This is a genomic window from Psychrobacter lutiphocae DSM 21542 (assembly GCF_000382145.1).
Lineage (GTDB): Bacteria > Pseudomonadota > Gammaproteobacteria > Pseudomonadales > Moraxellaceae > Psychrobacter > Psychrobacter lutiphocae.
This window is the reverse complement of the sequence record NZ_KB907625.1, coordinates 1-17641: the sequence shown is the minus strand read 5'-3', so window position 1 is coordinate 17641 and position 17641 is coordinate 1. Positions and strand designations below refer to the sequence as shown.

At 42.7% G+C, this 17641-nt stretch carries 16 protein-coding genes; 10 read left to right on the top strand and 6 right to left on the bottom strand.

Features of this window, described 5'->3' with window-relative positions; genetic code table 11:
• The first annotated feature begins 230 nt into the window (after positions 1-230).
• Both H140_RS0102315 and H140_RS0102310 read left to right on the top strand, forming a co-directional pair.
• The gene (locus tag H140_RS0102315; RefSeq protein ID WP_019672046.1) at positions 231-1235 is read left to right on the top strand and encodes a lipoate--protein ligase; all 1005 of its coding nucleotides are present in this window, start codon (positions 231-233) and stop codon (positions 1233-1235) included.
• Between the two features lie 108 nt (positions 1236-1343).
• Positions 1344-1724, top strand: coding sequence for a hypothetical protein (locus H140_RS0102310; protein ID WP_019672045.1), 381 nt, complete (start codon positions 1344-1346; stop codon positions 1722-1724).
• 138 nt (positions 1725-1862) lie between these two features.
• Here the strand turns inward: H140_RS0102310 and H140_RS0102305 are convergent, their stop codons facing one another.
• From H140_RS0102305 to H140_RS13700, 5 genes are all read right to left on the bottom strand, one after another.
• Positions 1863-4019: a neutral/alkaline non-lysosomal ceramidase N-terminal domain-containing protein gene (locus H140_RS0102305; RefSeq protein WP_019672044.1), complete on the bottom strand. Its 2157-nt coding sequence runs from the start codon at positions 4017-4019 to the stop codon at positions 1863-1865.
• 21 nt (positions 4020-4040) lie between these two features.
• The gene (locus H140_RS0102300; RefSeq protein WP_026348766.1) at positions 4041-4973 is read right to left on the bottom strand and encodes a class II glutamine amidotransferase; all 933 of its coding nucleotides are present in this window, start codon (positions 4971-4973) and stop codon (positions 4041-4043) included.
• 15 nt (positions 4974-4988) lie between these two features.
• Positions 4989-5243: a putative signal transducing protein gene (locus H140_RS0102295; protein WP_019672042.1), complete on the bottom strand. Its 255-nt coding sequence runs from the start codon at positions 5241-5243 to the stop codon at positions 4989-4991.
• Between the two features lie 153 nt (positions 5244-5396).
• Positions 5397-6419 (bottom strand): homoserine kinase, encoded by a 1023-nt coding sequence (locus H140_RS0102290; RefSeq protein WP_019672041.1) that lies wholly within the window; start codon positions 6417-6419, stop codon positions 5397-5399.
• Positions 6420-6574: 155 nt separating this feature from the next.
• The gene (locus tag H140_RS13700) at positions 6575-8434 is read right to left on the bottom strand and encodes a Na/Pi cotransporter family protein (protein WP_051086843.1); all 1860 of its coding nucleotides are present in this window, start codon (positions 8432-8434) and stop codon (positions 6575-6577) included.
• Positions 8435-8977: 543 nt separating this feature from the next.
• On the opposite strand from H140_RS13700, the gene hisF reads away from it, so the two are divergent.
• The 8 genes from hisF to H140_RS0102245 all read left to right on the top strand — a co-directional run bounded on the left by hisF (position 8978) and on the right by H140_RS0102245 (position 17371).
• Positions 8978-9751, top strand: a complete 774-nt coding sequence (gene hisF / locus H140_RS0102280) for an imidazole glycerol phosphate synthase subunit HisF (RefSeq protein WP_019672039.1) — start codon at positions 8978-8980, stop codon at positions 9749-9751.
• A 182-nt stretch (positions 9752-9933) separates the two neighbouring features.
• On the top strand, positions 9934-10458 hold the full coding sequence (ribH, locus tag H140_RS0102275) for a 6,7-dimethyl-8-ribityllumazine synthase (protein WP_019672038.1): 525 nt from the start codon (positions 9934-9936) through the stop codon (positions 10456-10458).
• Positions 10459-10541: 83 nt separating this feature from the next.
• Complete coding sequence (gene nusB / locus H140_RS0102270) at positions 10542-11276, top strand: transcription antitermination factor NusB (protein WP_019672037.1); 735 nt, start codon at positions 10542-10544, stop codon at positions 11274-11276.
• 118 nt (positions 11277-11394) lie between these two features.
• Positions 11395-12453 (top strand): thiamine-phosphate kinase, encoded by a 1059-nt coding sequence (thiL, locus tag H140_RS0102265; RefSeq protein ID WP_019672036.1) that lies wholly within the window; start codon positions 11395-11397, stop codon positions 12451-12453.
• Between the two features lie 2 nt (positions 12454-12455).
• Entirely contained in the window at positions 12456-13091 is a 636-nt protein-coding gene (locus H140_RS0102260; RefSeq protein WP_019672035.1) for a phosphatidylglycerophosphatase A family protein, read from the top strand.
• A 233-nt stretch (positions 13092-13324) separates the two neighbouring features.
• Entirely contained in the window at positions 13325-14692 is a 1368-nt protein-coding gene (gene glmU, locus H140_RS0102255; RefSeq protein WP_019672034.1) for a bifunctional UDP-N-acetylglucosamine diphosphorylase/glucosamine-1-phosphate N-acetyltransferase GlmU, read from the top strand.
• Positions 14693-14774: 82 nt separating this feature from the next.
• On the top strand, positions 14775-16622 hold the full coding sequence (gene glmS, locus H140_RS0102250; RefSeq protein WP_019672033.1) for a glutamine--fructose-6-phosphate transaminase (isomerizing): 1848 nt from the start codon (positions 14775-14777) through the stop codon (positions 16620-16622).
• A 149-nt stretch (positions 16623-16771) separates the two neighbouring features.
• A complete protein-coding gene (locus H140_RS0102245; RefSeq protein ID WP_019672032.1) occupies positions 16772-17371 on the top strand; it encodes a TnsA endonuclease N-terminal domain-containing protein in 600 nt (199 codons plus the stop codon).
• Positions 17372-17377: 6 nt separating this feature from the next.
• Here H140_RS0102245 and H140_RS15365 read toward each other — a convergent pair.
• A partial coding sequence (locus H140_RS15365) for a transposase (RefSeq protein WP_019672031.1) occupies positions 17378-17641 on the bottom strand: 264 nt, incomplete at its 5' end.

Here is a 17641-nt window from a genome sequence, read left to right as displayed (position 1 = left end):
ATGCCTACGAGCCTTTACGCTCACTAACACCACCCTACACACCTTAACTTACTTGGGTTTATATTTTTTCCCTCTACTTGTCGAGGGATGACTTGGGTTTGTGGGGTGATTGTTATAGAGTAGTCGTTGTTGCGCTGAACTTTGTTGGTTTGGTTGCATCCTCACCACACCGTCCCGATAAACAGGATATATAATAAAAATATAAGATAAAAACAAAAAAGGAATCCAAAATGAAGCTTCGTATCTTAAAATCAGAAGTCACCAACCCTTGGTTTAATCTGGCGACAGAAGACTGGATATTTCAAGAGTTAGAACCAGATACTCATATCTTGTTTTTGTGGCGAAATAGCGAAACAGTGGTCATCGGTCGCTCACAAAATCCTTGGGTCGAGTGCAAAACCGATAAGATGGAACAAGATGGGGTTTACCTCGCCCGCCGTCAAAGTGGAGGTGGGGCAGTGTTTCATGACTTGGGTAACACCAACTTTACCTTTTTGTCACCAAAAGAAGACTACAACCAAGATGCCAATTTTCAAATCATTATCAATGCCCTAAAAAATTTAGGTATCGCTGCCACACAATCGGGTCGAAATGATATGCAGGTTGGTGAGCGTAAAATATCGGGCAGTGCGTTTAAGCATGCCTCTGACCGCAGTTTCCATCACGGCACGCTATTGGTGAATGCTAATATGCAAAAGCTTGGCGACTATTTACATCCGCACCCATTAAAGCTAAAAGCTAAGGGGATAAAGTCGGTACGCTCAAGAGTGGCAAATCTGGTTGAATTCAATGACAGTATCACTCACGACAGCCTGTCTCAAGCGATTATCGAGGCGTTTTGTGAGTATTATGGACAGAGCGTTGAGGTTGAAGAGCTCGATGAAGCCTCATTAAAACAACAGCCTCATCTTAATAAATACTATGAGCAAATGGCAGATTGGGACTGGCGCTTTGGCAAGACGCCACAGTTTAGCCATCACATCGAGACTCGGTTTGATTGGGGTATTATTGATCTGCATTTAGATGTGCAACACGCCATTATTCAAGAGGTCGTCATTTTCTCTGATGCGCTCAATGTTGATTTGATTGATGCGTTAAGACAAGCCTTAGTAGATACTAAATATACCATTGAGGACGTAAAAGCTAAGCTTGAAATATTAAAAAACCAACAGCCAGAGTTAGCCTCTCAGGTGAGTGACTTTGAGCAGTGGCTTGTTGCTGAGATGACGACTTAGCTGTTGATTTAATGGTTGTAAGTCTTTTAGTATATACCATTAATTGTATTCAACTTAATGATTGGAAGCTAAAAAGCATTTTATCTGTTTTTAATTGAGGAGACCGAGATGTTCGATATCAAATCATTACTAACAAGAACTGTCGAAAAAGAATTAATCGATGTTGATGACTATATCTTTATCCCTGAGCGCTATGATTTAGAAATTGATGACGGGGTATTAAGTTGTGTACTAAACAGTGATGGACGTGTGGATATTTTTTTCCAGAAGCATGGGATTACGGATGTGCGTTCAGCTTCTCGTAAGCATGCTTACACAGGCTTTGACAGAGAGTTGCAGTTAGGTATTTATGATGATGTGATTGAAAACTTAATTGATGATGTTAATAAAATTTTAGAAGGAAAGTCTCGCTTTTTTAAAGAAGAGGTTGTTTTACCTTCTGCGCCAGCTTTAGACTCAAAGCCTTATGCCGATAGTGACCTGCATTAATGCAATGCAATGCTATTAGCGTATGTGCTCAACTCGTACAGTGACTTTTAACAAGTGCTTTAAATGAGCTTAAAAAGCTAACGCTGTCATACGGTGTCAAAGAGCGAGTTATTTGGTTATCCAGTAGTTTGGTTATAGTTATTGTACGAGGAAGGGGCGTGAGATGCCTGTATATGGGGTAATACTGTGATCCGCACCATTTTTCCAGTCACCCTGATGTACGATGCGATAAGTGCCAGCTGGTGTGTCTGCACTGATACGCCAGTTTATAGTGACTTTGCTGTAGCTGATACCTTCACGTTGCCAGCCGTAGGTGGTATCAAAGTCTTTATCGGTTAGGTAATCTATCCATTGATCGGAGATTAGGCGCTGTATCTTTAAGAAGGTATCATCAGTACGCAAGTTGTTTTTTGGGTGCGCCCCACGAAATACGGTAGTAGCAGTATCACCTTTGTGATAGCTATCGGCAGGCTGGGTCAAGACCTGTCCCCAGTATTGATGTGGTGGGGTGTCATCAAAGCTAACGCCTGGACGCTCAGCAAATTGATGATTTGATAACTGAGGTGGTGTGATACTGTTGCTGACTGGGAGGTTGTCTCGTAGAGCTTGTGCCAGTTGTGTGTACTCTTGCAAGTAGGCATTGCTTTGATAAGGGCCAAATTCAGTGGATGCACCCTCATAGTGTTGCAAGGCATACTCTTCACGAGTGGTGATGTAGCCACTATAATTGTTGGCAAGACCATTGATAACGACCGTATCAACCCCTAAAGGACTAAGTTTATCGAGTACGGCGGTACGTATCCGCCGTCCGACCATAGTAGTTGGCTCGCCAGGTACGGCAACAATAGCAAGGTTGCCGATGCGCATAATTTGTACTGGCTGTTCACTATTGACCCAGCCCCATTTGCCAGTGGGGAGAAGAACAGGCTTTTCGGCATGACACTCATCTGTATGAAATGATGAGATGATACTAAAGGCGCTTCGGGTTAGATTGCCAAGAAGTGAGGTATTCACTTGGTTGGTACTCTTTGCCTGCCCAGTCTTAGTCATGCCTTCATAGATGCCTGAAATATTTGATGGCCCATTCTCTGCACCAGCGGCAAAAGAATATCCTCTAGCAGGGGCGCATAGGGTTTTCATTCCAGCACCTTGGGTGTAGTTAGCCTCTATTTGATAGCCATTTAGGTCTATCCAACGTGCCCTTGTGTCCACAGCACCTGATACTGGGTGTCCTTTGTCCCATAGCTCTAAGGCTTTATCCAGCTGTAACGACCCATCACGAATGACATTTTCCCATTCATTGGGACTACCTTCAAAACCAGAGGCAGAGTTAGCATTACCACCAGTAGCGACTACATCACCTGAGTCGGCATTGGCAAAGGCGGCGACAAAAGGTTTGCCAGTTTGCTTGCTGATATAATCCGCAAAGCCGAGCTGTGCATAGCCTTTATTATCGGCACTAAGATAGGTAAATTTATTGCTAAAGCTGGTAGGATGTATCGCAAACCAGTTAATTAAGCCCAGCGGTGTACCATCTGCGCTATCAAAACGCAGTTGCGTCATACGCTCATTGACAGAGCTAGTATAGTTATCGATATCTATATTATTATTGTAAGCTGGCTCAGATCGGTTGCGGGTAGCACCTGATAGGCTTCCTTGTGCAAGAGATAAATAACCTGGAGCAAGGCTGTTATGTGCTTGTGCAATAGCACGGACGATGCCATCAACAATGGCATTAAAGTTTTGGCTGCTATAACCAGCTTGGGTGTCGTCCATACTGGCAATTTGATATAAGCGTTGATGCGAATAGCCAGCGTTACCGACATGGGTGTGAGTTGCAGTGAGCATCACGTTGGTATCGTTATATAAGTTGCCGTATTTGGTCTGTAATTTTTTAAGCACTGCCAGTTTGACGGCAGTGAACATCGCACCCATATCTGCTGAGACATAGATAATACGATTATTATCAGTATCTGTACCAGCATTGGCGACTATAAAGGCATGTGCATACAGGCGGTCATTGATCCCTTCCACCACTTGCCTGGCGGCATAGCCAAACATACCAGTTTCTGCGGCTGCGCCTGTGATGTCAGCTCGTCCAACTCCGATTAAGTAGCCTGTATCCAGTAAGTTGCCAGTAGCAGAGTGGCTGGTAGTCAGGTGAGTTGTTGACGGTATTGACTGTGATAGCTCTGATGCAATTGATGTTGTACTGGTCGTAAGGGATAGCACAGCGAGCAGTGTAGAAAAGCAAGCTGTGGCAAATACCGTAGACAAGGATGTCGAACAAGTCATAATAGAAAATCTCATTAAGGTCTATATACTGGCACCCACCTCTCGAGCAATAGCAATCCCTTCTTCAATGGTTAAGTATTTGCGCAGACTTGGTGTGTCTTGGAAGATAATATCGCCATCTTGGAATACCAAGCACTCATTAATCGCTAGCTGTTGCCAGTCTTCATTTTCGGTCAAAGGCACAGTGACTAAGATAGTTACTTTGTCATTTTCTGTGGTGACATCTTTGAAATTAATTGATAAGTCGTCATCAGCCAGCTTTGCTTCACCAAAAGGCGCTTTGCGGGTTAAATAAAACAGCAGTGAGTTGGCATAAGCCAATTGCCAATCACCATTAGATAGCAAACAGTTGAATAACCCATTGGCTGCCAAATAACGACACTGAGTGGTTAAGAAGCGAAACAATTCTTGGTCAGAGGGGCGGTCTTTGTAGGTTGATTTGAGGCGATTAATTAAATAACAAAAGGCCGCTTCAGAGTCGGTGGTACCGACCGGGCGGCAGTGCTCACTATTGCCATTTTTTTGCAGGCGCTGGCAGCGTTGGATAAAGCTTTGATTCATTTGACCATTATGCGCAAACACCCATTGTTCGCCCCAAACTTCACGCACAAAGGGATGGGTGTTGGCTAGGCAGTTGCTACCTTGGGTGGCTTTGCGAATATGAGCTACCACGTTGAGTGCCTTGATAGGGTAGTTTTTTACCAGCTCTGCCACTGGTGATTGTGAGCTGGGTTTGTCATCGTGAAACACCCTCAGTCCACGACTAGAATTACGAGCAATGCTTTGTGCTTCACTAAGGGTTGGATTATTGAGGTCACAGGCATTGGGTTCAAAAAAGGCAATGCCAAAGCCATCATTGTGATGGTCAGTTTTACCACCACGATTATGGAATCCAGTAAAGCTAAAGCCAATATCGGTTGGAGTATTGGCATTCATCCCTAATAATTGACACATCTGTTATCTACCGCCTTATCCTTCGTTGTTGCTATCATCAAGTGTGTGGCTGTCAATGCTATCTAAAATTGATTGTGCTTTTTGTAAATCATCTTGTTGCACCCACAATATACTCCCTGAGTTCATACCAGGTATGGCACTCAGGGTTTGTAGTGAAACATTAATTCCATTGTTTCTCAACAAGTTTGCAAACATTTCAGCTTGTAGGTTAGTACTATAACTTGCTAACTTTTGCCAGTTATCGAGTTGCTTATCGATGGGTTTACTCATAATTTGCTCCTTGCTACCTTGTTAGGAATTATACTTTGGGAAGTACTGTTTCACGTGAAACAGGCTCTAACAATATACTTTTAATAGGTGGTTGGATACCGTCAACTTAAAGCCATCTATTTAAAAACATCTATTTAAAACAGGTAGCTAGACCTAGATATCAGTCACTTGACTCCAATGATAAGCTGCAAGGCGTTTCATTAAGTCTGGATTTTTGACCATGATATTATCTCCCATACGTCCTTGCTCACGATTATAGTAAATTACATTTAACCGTAGTAGCCAAAAAGTAACGGCTGCCATAGCCAACATGACAGGGAGTGCTTGTTGTTCAGCGGGTGTTAGGGGTCGGATACTTTGGTAACCTGTGATAAATGCTTGCATTTTTTGGGTGTTAAAGTTGACGGTTTCCCCGTCTTCTGCATCGCCCCATGTGGTACAAAAGTCATTAATAGTAATGGCAATATCCATTACATAGTGCTCAACACTGACCTCTGTAAAATCGAGCAAACCTGTCAGAGTTTGTTTGTCATCACTTAGATCCCATAAGGTATTGTCTGCAAACATGTCAAGGTGGCATAAGCCTTTTGGTAGGCTAGCAAGTGGTAAGGCCTCATAGCGTTGCCAGATATCTTGCATCAGCTTGGCCTCATCAGCAGGCATAAACTGAATTTCACGATCTCGCACCTGATTCCAAGGGTATAAAGGGACGCCATATTCTTCTGCTGGTGTCAGACTTTGTAATGTATTATGCAGTGTAGCTAAAGCTTGCCCCATATTGTGGCACATATCAGTCGTTGTCTGTTTGGGATGAACACCAGGTAGACAGGGGACTAGGGTGATGGCTTTATTTTGATATTTAATTAAATAGAGTTCGTCAGTTTTGGAGTTCGGGTCTGTTGATTGCGCATCTGTTCGAGCAAGTGGTGCAGCCACAGGCAAAGAGCCTTTGAGTCGATTTAAGATGGTTGCCATTTTTGCAATGTCTTCTGGTGGGCGCTCTTCAAATAAGGTAAATACATAAGAGTACTCACCTTGCGCATCGTCGGTTGTTTGGATAAACCAGTTAGAGTTTTTGATGCCTTGGGTAATAGGAATGGCTTTGGCAAAGGGTACGCCAAAAGCTTGACAAAAATCAGTAAATTGGCTATCTAAAAGTTGAGTGTAAACAGACATGAGACTCTCTATTTAAATAAAATATTAATTAATAATGGGTTAAATATAAACCCTTGTTTATAAGTCATTGTTAAGGGTGGATATTAAGGCCAAATTAGCATACGCCTAATACCTCTATATTCTCATTATACACAACAGCAGACAAGTAGCATTTGCTAAACTTCTTTGGTTGTAATGATATGGGCATCAGCTGTTGTACGGGCTTCTTTTTTTGACTTCCTTTTTTTCTTTTTCTTTTTCTTCGGTTTTGTACTAATGTTGTATAGGCTGATTAATATCTCTGAAAGCGCAGTACCTATACGATGGGCATAGTTTAAATCATTCATCAGCGACGAGGCTTGCATCTTATCAATGGTATGCTCTCTTAATCTGTCAATGACATTTAAATGTGGGGGAGCAGACGTTTCAATATAATGGGTAAAGTTTTTAATGGCTTGTTCACTTTCTAAGCTATCTGCGGGTAGCTGTCGAACTCTATTAAAGTACAGTAGCATTTCATAGACATTGTTGCGCAGTGCCATATATTCTTGATAAATTTCGGTGCTTGAATCACTTAAAAAGTGTTGCATATTGTTTTGGAGTTGTTTACTTTGCTTTACCATCTCTACAACTTGAAATGCCACCATATGCGCTTCTGTCAGTCTTTTTTGTAGTTTGCGGTCATTGTGAATATCAATATTGCTAGTAAAGCTTAATATTTCACTGTATAGAGGCTTAATCTGCCACTCGTACAGACTACGGACATTGAGGTTTAATGGCGGTTTAGGGGGAGGTAGGTTTTCTGAAGGGTAGTACAGCGCATCATTGGGCACATAGATAGCATGACAAATCACTTCTAGACCTAGTGTTGTCAGGTGCTCCATTTCTTGGTTTACTGCCTCGATAGCGGTATCAGAGGCTTTTAGCATATTGCCATGCAGGTAGATGGGCAGGACGGCCTCTGAATCATCGGGCAGTCTTTTTGAAGGTTTTCTGTCAGGTAAAAATAGTTTGAGCTTTTGGACAAATTTATCTTGAATACCCCAAAATACACTGACACCTAAAACGTTAAATAAGGTATGAAATAGCGCTAGTTGTAACAGTGGCGAACTCATACCTGCTATTTTTGCTATCCAATGTACCGCAAAGGTCAGTGGTACCCAGAGTATCAAAGCAAGTAGGGCGGTCACCCAATTATAAATTAGATGTGCCAGCGCCAGGCGTTGTCCATTTCTATCACCACTTAGCATTCCTACCAAGGCGGTCGTAAAGCTACTGCCCAAGTTTGAACCTAATGCAATGGCAAAGCCTTGGATAAGCGTCACTTGCCCAGAAGACAAAGCTGCCAGTATCAAAATCAAGGTGGCATGCGATGATTGTAAGACACAGGTTAACAAAAACCCAAGAAGTGTAAATAGCAGGACTTGGGTCATGCTACTGGCATCGATACTTTGAAGCTCAATATTATTGCCAAATGCATCAAACCCTTCTTTGATCGCATCAATGCCTAAGAAGATTAGTGAGATACCGATAAGTACCTGACCAAAAAACTTTAAACGTTTATCAAGAAACCCAATTAACACCCCCACGACTAGCATCGGAATAGCAGCAGGACTTAAGCTGATACTTTGACCAGCTAAAGCCAATAACCAAGCGCCACTTGTTGCCCCTAAGTTGGTGCCTAAAATGACAGACAAGCCACCTGCTAGCGTGATCATACCTGTGCTTAAAAAAGCAATGGTCAATAGTGATACTAACGTGGTGGACTGCAATATAAATGTTGAGCCGATACCGAATAAAAACCCTTTAGTTGGTGTTTCAGTGCTTTTGGTCAGTAACTGTTCTAATGTACCGCCAGCAGCATTGTTTAGACCTTCTTCGATACACTGCATCCCAAATAAAAACAGCGCCAAGCCATAGCATAAGACTAGCCAAGCGGCATGCATGACAAAAGAATACACCAGAGCGATGAGCAGTACAGCCAGCCCTAGGTATTTTATTTTGTGTATGTGCCTAATAATAAAAGTAGGCACCATACTATTTAAGTATCTGTTTTTCATATAGAGCAGTAATAAAAACAATAGGAGTGAAAATTGGCAGTGATCAAAGCAATTAAACTAGAGGATTTTTTATGATGGGTCAATAGAGGGTTGTATAGAATTCATTTACAAAATTGACAGGGACTATTGTCACGATTTTTTTCTAAAAACAATCTCTGTCAGTGATGTTTATTGAGCAAATACCCTACTCTCAACTTATTACAATCCAATGCAGGCTAGTGCTTTTAGCCCAGCAAAACGTATTTTTTCACCAAATATGCTGGGCTAAAGCCACAGCAACGTAAAGAGTTGAGAATTAGGTAAGCAAATACAACCTTATACAGATGCACTTTTTTTAAGACATATCGAGTTAGCTTAACACAAGCGCTTAGAGAGTACTGTAAAACTGGCGCTAAACAAAAATGCCGATGGCAAAATAAACACGATATAATACAATAAACTTAACCCTTCAACTATCTTGTCTCGTACAAGACAACATAACTCAAACAACAACGTGACATAAAAAATAAGGTAAAGTCCATGTTAGCAAAACGAATCATCCCCTGTTTGGACGTAGATAATGGTCGAGTGGTGAAAGGCGTAAAATTTGTCGATATTAAAGATGCCGGAGATCCTGTTGAAGTTGCTAAGCGTTATAATGAACAAGGCGCTGATGAAATCACCTTTTTAGACATTACAGCGACCCACCATGGGCGTGACACCACGTATGATATGGTTGAGCGGATTGCTGAAGCCGTTTTTGTCCCCTTAACTGTGGGTGGTGGCGTCCGTAAGATTGAAGACATTCGCAACTTGCTTAATGCGGGTGCAGACAAAGTGGCGATTAATTCAGCAGCGGTATTTACCCCAGAGTTTGTAGGTGAAGCGGCGGCTAAATTTGGTAGTCAGTGTATTGTGGTCGCTATTGATGCCAAAAGAGTGGAAGATGTGGAGGGTGAGCCCAGATGGGAAATATTTACGCACGGTGGTCGTAAGCCAACAGGCATAGATGCTGTGGCATGGGCTGAAAAAATGGCTGAATTAGGCGCAGGCGAGCTACTTGTGACTTCTATGGATGGTGATGGTACCAAGCAGGGTTATGATTTGGCCTTAATGAAAGCCATTACTAGTCGTGTCAATGTGCCAGTGATTGCCTCAGGTGGTGTTGGCAACTTACAGCATCTAGCCGATGGTGTGCTTGAAGGCGGAGCAGATGCGGTACTGGCAGCTAGTATTTTTCACTTTGGTGAATATACAGTGCGTGAAGCAAAGCAGTTTATGGCAGAACAGGGTATCGAAGTACGCCTAATCTAGCATGATTTTAGCTATCAGCAGTCTTAATAAGTAAACTCTATACAGATCCTACTAGAGATTAATGAAAAACGTCAGTGATAGCAACGAAACATTGCTAAATCCATCCTTAAAAGCTAAATCCATCCTTAAAAAATGTTATTATAGAAATAATTTTATTTTCTTCTTCAGATTAGGATTTTATTATGCAAGATTTACAAAAAGAACGTGACGCCATCACACACCTTGAAGGCAACCTATATCAAAATTCAGAGGCTCGGATTGGCATCGTTGTTGGTCGTTTTAATGCTTTTGTTGTCGAGTCGTTAGTCGAAGGCGCAATTGATGCCTTATTGCGTCATGGCGTATCTGGTAGCAATATCAGTGTGATCCGTGTGCCTGGTGCCTTTGAGTTACCACTAGCTGCACAGCGTGCCGCTGAGTCCGATCACTTTGATGCTGTTGTGGCATTAGGTGCTGTGATCCGTGGTAGTACGCCTCATTTTGATGTAGTGGCAAATAGCTCGGCGAGTGGTTTGGCGAGTGTGTCTATGGATTACAATATTCCAGTGATTAACGGTATTATCACTACCGACACCATTGAGCAAGCCATTGAGCGATCAGGCACCAAAGCAGGCAATAAAGGTGCTGAGGCAGCATTAGTCGCTTTAGAAATGATCTCTGTCTTATCACAGCTTGATGTTGACTACGATTACGAGGATGAAGACTAGTTCTGCTATTCATCGTGAATCGTTTATTTAATAATTTATAGTAAAAGTCAAAGCGCTTGTTTTGATGATAGGTATTTATATACATGAGCAACCAAAACCCGGAAAAAACTGAAGATAACAATCAGTTCGATATCAATGAATCCAGTTATAAAACCAGTCATACCGCTGTGCGTAAAGCCCGTCGCTTTGCGCTTCAAGGCTTGTATGAATGGTTGATGACGGATCACCGCTTTGAACAAATGGGCGAAGCGCAGTGGAAAGCCAATGCACCTCATGATATCGCAGCACGTACTCGTGCCACCAATGCAATGCATACCGTGCATTTGGGCTATTATCACACCTTGATGCGTGATATTCCTCAGCAGATTGACGAGCTTGAAGCATTAATTCGTCCATATTTAGATCGTGATATCAGTAAGATCGACATGGTTGAGCATGCGGTGCTACTGATTGGTGCTTATGAGTTACAGCACAGCTTGCATATTCCTTACAAGGTAGTGCTGGATGAGGCGATGAAGCTGAATACCCACTTTGGTGCAACTGATGCGCATAAGCTGATTAATGCGGTGATGGATAAACTGGCGGCTCAGCTGCGAGAAGTTGAAGTTAATGCGGATAACAACAGTGGCTATAAACGAAGTAAGCAACAGCAGCAACAACAACAGGTTGTCGAACAAGACGCACAATCACCACAACATGCTACTGACACAGTAGCAACGCCAACAGTTGACCCATCAGCAGAACGTACAGAAAAACCAATAGATCAAGCCGTATCGTCAAGGACCAGAATTAGTCTTAAATCAAAAAAAGACAAATAAAATGTCAGCCAATACGAATACGGTAGCATAAAAACAAAAATAAGGCAGATTAATACGGGTATAAATAGCATCACAATACAGCTAGAACCCCTGATAGGATGATTTAGGATACAGATGGATGACTGAATTTGAGCTAATTTATGATTATTTTAAGCAGCAAATGCAGTCGTTTGTTGCCACTGATGCTCAGCAGCAAGCCTCTGTGTTAAAAAGTCTGGGTGATGATGCTGCTGTGGTAGCACTGGCTGCTGAATCTAAGTGGGTAACCTGTGTCGATACTCTGGTACAAGGTCGCCACTTTAGCGCTGAGTGGTCGCAAGTTGAGGCGCTTGCTTTTGCTATTGGTTATAAATCTGTGGTGGTTAATGTGTCAGATTTGGCAGCCATGGGCGCGCAACCACACAGTATTTTATTGGCGCTAGCCTTGCCGAAGCGCCTTGCAAAAGATAAGTGGTTAGCAGAGTTTGCCAAAGGTCTGTTCCATGCCTGCACTCAGTATGGGGTGCGCTTAATCGGCGGCGATACCACACGTCATGACAGTTTAATTATTAGTGTCACTGCCAATGGTGTGATGGCAAAACAGACGCAACCTGTTTATCGTCATGGTGCGCAAGTAGGTGATAAAGTCTATGTATCTGGCACCCTAGGCGATGCCAATTATGCGCTGCAACATGCTGAAACTCAGCTAGGTCAGCAGTTGGCACACCGACTGCATATGCCAACACCAAGAATCACACTAGGTACAGCACTAGCGGCTCAAGGCTTGGTCACATCAATGATCGATATCTCCGATGGTCTGGTACAAGACTTGGGTCACATCTGCCAACAAAGCAAGGTGGCGATGCAGCTTGAATTAAGCCAGTTACCAGCCAGTGCTGAGTTGCAACAGGTGGAGTTACCTACTCGGGCGCTGTGTCAGCTTACTGGCGGCGATGATTATGAATTGGCGTTTACCTTACCGGCTTCTGCCAGTGTGCCACAGGCTTATTTGGATGCAGGACACAAAGTCACTTGTATTGGCGAAGTAGTCGCAGCCGCTACCTCTGTGGCAGGTGATTTGGCTGAATCCGGCGCCATTGCTTTGTTATATGATGGTCAGCCGTTAACAGCAGCGCATCCATACCCTTTTTCACAGCTACCAGATTTCGGTGGTTATCAGCACTTTAGCAAGGAGTAGCGATGTCACCTCACTCTTCTCCGAAGCAGTCACCAGATCCGTTATCAGATCAGAGCACGGGTCATTCCGCTAAGCCTGATATTCGCAAATCCAATGCTTGTCCTCCGTTACCAGCACAAGCCAGCCTATTGGACAAAGTGGTCTATTGGTTAGGTATTGGCTTGGGAAGTGGCTTGCCTAAGCGTGCACCAGGTACTTGGGGTACGCTGGGTGGTGTGATTGTAGCACTGCCTTTGATGCAATTGGGATTCATCGCCTTTTTTAGCATTACTATGATAGCCAGTGTCATTGGCATTGCCATTTGTGAGCGTACTTCCAACTTAATGCAAGTCCATGATGATCCGCATATCGTGTGGGATGAGTGGGCTGGAATGTGGTTAAGTTTATTGCCGCTATCCTTTATAATCAGTTATACACCTGAGTATTTAACACCAGAATATTACTGGTTGGCTGTGGTCTTAGCCTTTATTTTATTTCGCATCTTTGATATCGCCAAACCCAACCCCATTAAGTGGGCAGATGAGAAGCTGACGGGCGGACTTGGTATCATGATGGATGATATTTTAGCAGGAATAATATCACTGGTAGCTTGGATGATGATTGTTGCCAGTATTGTGATGTTTTATCCTGCTGCTTAATGCGCCTGATGATTTGTTTTGACTGTTGGTTTATTTAGATTGTTGGTTTATTTAGATTGATGATTTGTTTTAACTGGCTTTACTAAACTAACAGGCTTGTGAAACTAACAGTCTTGTGAATTTTTGACTGGTTCATCGAGCTACTGAACGAACCACTGATTGAATAACCAATCATTTGCGAAACAGTTTACTGAATACTTAAATTTAACACACCATTACTAATAGTGATTTTTATGAATAATACCCTCACCACCATCATTCTGGCTGCCGGTAAAGGCACGCGCATGCAATCTGCAAAACCTAAAGTTTTACAAACCTTGGCAGATAAACCCTTGTTGGCTCATGTGTTAGATACCTGCCATAGTGTTAATGTCGATAAAACTATCGTAGTCTATGGGTTTGGTGGTGAGCAAGTCAAAAACGCAATGGCAGACTATCAGCTAACTTGGGTTGAACAAACTGAGCAACTAGGCACAGGCCATGCCGTTAAAGTGACCTTGAATGAGTTACCAGTCGAAGGCAAAAGCCTGATTTTGTACGGCGACGTGCCTCTGGTCAGTGCCGAAACTTTAACTCGTTTAAAGCAGGCCAATGTCAGCGGCATGTCGATGTTAACCTTGACCGTAGATAATCCTTTTGGCTTAGGTCGTATTAAACGTGACGAGCAGGGCAATATCCTTGCCATTGTTGAGCAAAAAGATGCCGATGAGCAAGAGCAAGCCATTCGTGAAATCAACAGTGGTATTTATTGTGTCGATAATGCCTTATTGCACAAATACTTGCCGAATTTGTCCAATGACAATGCGCAGCAAGAGTATTACTTGACGGACATTGTCAAAATGGCAGTAGCCGATGGGATCGTGATTAGTGCCATCGAGCCTGAGCATGAGTTTGAAATTGAAGGGGTCAATAATCGTCAGCAGTTGGCCAGCCTTGAGCGTCAATGGCAAACAAAACTTGTCGAAGATTTACAGGTTAAAGGCGTTCAGTTTGCAGACCCAACTCGTGTTGATATCCGTGGTGAAGTCACAGTTGGCCAAGATGTCTTTGTCGATGTAAACGTGGTGTTCAAGGGCAAAGTAACCTTGGGTAACAAGGTCACTATTGAAGCAGGCTGTATTATCAAAGATAGCCAAATTGGCGATGATGTGCATATCAAACCTTACTGTGTCTTTGATGAAGCAGAAGTGGGTAACGAAGCCACAATCGGACCCTTTGCACACCTGCGTCCAAAAACTGTATTGGCAAACAACACCAAATTAGGCAACTTCGTTGAAATCAAAAAATCAACAATTGGTGAGGGTAGCAAGGTCAACCACCTCAGCTATGTTGGTGATGCACAAATTGGAGCCAATGTGAACTTTGGGGCTGGTGCTATTACCTGCAACTATGATGGTGTAAATAAGCATCAGACTACGGTTGCTGACCATGCCTTTATTGGCACCAATGCCTGCTTGGTTGCCCCAGTTACAATTGGCAGTGCCGCTACTGTTGGTGCAGGCTCAGTCATTACAAAAAATGTAGAGGAAAATGCCTTGGCTATCGGTCGTGGCCGTCAGGTACAAAAATCAAATTATAAACGTCCAGAAAAAAAGAAATAAATCATCGAATTTGAATGCCTGTAACAAAATTACATTCAGTGAATATTTTGTTATGTTGGTAAGGGAAATTTAAGGAAACGTTATGTGTGGAATAGTAGGTGCAATAGCTGAGCGTAATATCTCTAATGTATTGCTTGAGGGCTTAAAGCGTCTAGAGTATCGAGGTTATGATTCAGCAGGATTGACAGTTATCCGAGACGGTCAGTTGCATCGTGAACGTCAAGTGGGCAAAGTGCAAGCCTTGGTTGATGCTGTAAATAATGATGCTGAAAACTTCAAAGGAAACATAGGCATTGCCCACACCCGCTGGGCCACTCATGGTGAGCCAGCACAACATAACGCCCACCCTCATGTGTCAGGTAAAGTGGCTGTGGTGCATAATGGCATTGTAGAAAACTATAAACCATTAAAAGATGAGCTCATTAAAAAAGGCTATACCTTTACATCACAAACCGATACGGAAGTGGTCGCCCATTTAATAGCTGAAGCCTACAAAGACACCAAGGATCTGTTAAAAGCAGTTGAGCTTATAGTGCCTCGCTTACATGGTGCGTTTGCGCTTGGTGTGGTACATGTGGACAATCCAGATGAGCTCATCACAGTACGCTTAGGATCACCTTTGGTCATAGGCGTTGGTATTGGTGAAAACTTTATTGCTTCTGACCAGTTGGCATTATTACCTGTAACCAATCGCTTTATGTACCTAGAAGAAGGGGATATTGCGATGGTTAAGCGGGACAGTATTGAAGTGTTTGCAGATGGTCAGCCTGTGGAAAGAGCCATTACTGAGCTAGATGCCAAGCATCATAATGCCGATAAAGGTGAGTTTAAACATTATATGCTTAAAGAAATCTATGAGCAGCCTGATGCGGTTGCACGCACCTTGGCGATGGGTATTGATGCCACAGATTTAAAAGCAGACTTTCTAGCTTCGCACGAAGCAGAGTTGGCGAAAGTGAAGCACATTCAAGTATTGGCCTGTGGTACCAGCTATCATGCCGGTATGGTTGCCAAATATTGGTTTGAAAGCTTAACAAAACTGCCTTGCTCGGTAGAAGTAGCTAGTGAATTCCGCTATCGCAATCCTGTGGTTGTCGATGATACCTTGGTGGTATGTCTTTCTCAATCAGGTGAGACAGCGGATACTTTATCAGCATTACGAGAAACTCAGCGCCGTGCTAAATCGGGTGAAATCAAGGGCATGACGACTTTGAGTATCTGTAACGTGGCCACCTCATCATTAGTACGTGAAACTGAAATCTTTATCCCAACTCTAGCCGGTGTTGAAGTTGGTGTGGCATCGACCAAAGCCTTCACCACGCAGTTGGCTGCGTTAATGTTGTTGGTGTTAAAAGTGGGTAAAGTACAACATCGCATTGATTCAGACGTTTTAAGCAGCATTGTGACTGACATGCATCAGTTAAAAGGCTATCTGGACAGAAGCTTGGCATTAGATCAGTCGATTGCAAACTTAAGTCAGATGTTTGAGGCCAAAAAGAGCACTTTATTTTTAGGGCGGGGGATGCAATTCCCTATTGCCTTAGAAGGTGCACTGAAATTAAAAGAAATCTCTTATATCCATGCAGAAGGCTATGCTGCTGGTGAGCTAAAACATGGTCCATTGGCCTTAGTCGATAAGGACATGCCGATTGTGGTATTGGCACCAAGAGACAGTATGCTTGATAAGTTAAAAGCCAATATGCAAGAGGTGCATGCCCGTCATGGCGAGCTGTTTGTGTTTGCCAGTGAGAACAGTGAGCTTGAGTCCGATGAGCGAATGCATGTGATTCATGTACCTGAAGTATGCGAGTACCTAGCGCCGATTGTGTATAGTATTCCGATTCAGTTCTTGTCGTATCATGTGGCAGTGATGCGTGGCACCGATGTGGATCAGCCACGTAACTTGGCTAAATCAGTTACGGTGGAATAACTTTATTTCTCTCTATAACTCTTAATGTCAGCGAGTAATAAAGTATCATACTGAGTAATAAAGATTCATACTGAGTAATAAAGTATCATACTGTTGACTCCGATACGACCCCTTGCTAAAGTTGATGTAACTTTAGCAGGGGTTTTTTTATGCTCTCAAAAAAACAAGAAAAGTGGATTAAAGAAGGTAGAGGTCACGGAGAGTTAGCTGACTATAAACCTTGGATAAAAATTTCTGATATATCCTCCTCGGGTCGATCACACAGAGTCTTTGGTCATAAGACAAGACGCATTCATCATTTGATGTCAGATTTAGAGTTAGCAACATTTCTATTTCTTGAGTGGAGTCCTGAAATTACCGATATTCGAGAGCAATTTCCTCTTAAATTTGATGAGACGCTTAAAATTGCAGAAAGCATGCAAGTAAAGCATCCTGCTATGAGAGGCCAAATACATGTCATGACCTCAGACTTTTATGTTGTAAGCTCTAATAAAGAGGTTAGCCAATTTGTTTTGCAAGCTAAGTACTCAGAAGAGCTAATGAAGCCTAGAGTCATAGAGAAATTAGAAATAGAACGACGATACTGGAACTCTAAAGGTATTCCGTGGCAGTTAGTTACTGAAAAAGATATACCTATAGATATTCAGAATAACATTAAATGGCTTTATCCAGAGGCTAGAGAAGATAGCTCTTTAGATGCTTATGACAGTTTAAGTTTTTATGCTCATGAGCTTATACCAATTCCATAAATAAACCTATAAACCAATCCAATCACGAGAAGTTATAGACTGAATGAGCTCGGGCTTGGAACAAAGTCTATTCCAAGCCTTGCAAGCAGCATCAACAATAGCCTCATAACCATCAAAACACCTATTGGATAACCAATGTTGTTTCAAATACGACCACACCTGTTCAGATGGATTTAACTCAGGTGAATAAGGGGGTAATTTAAGCATCGTCACATTATGTAGGTTTAAACTTGGTTGATGCCATAGAGCACCATCCATAACAACCACAGC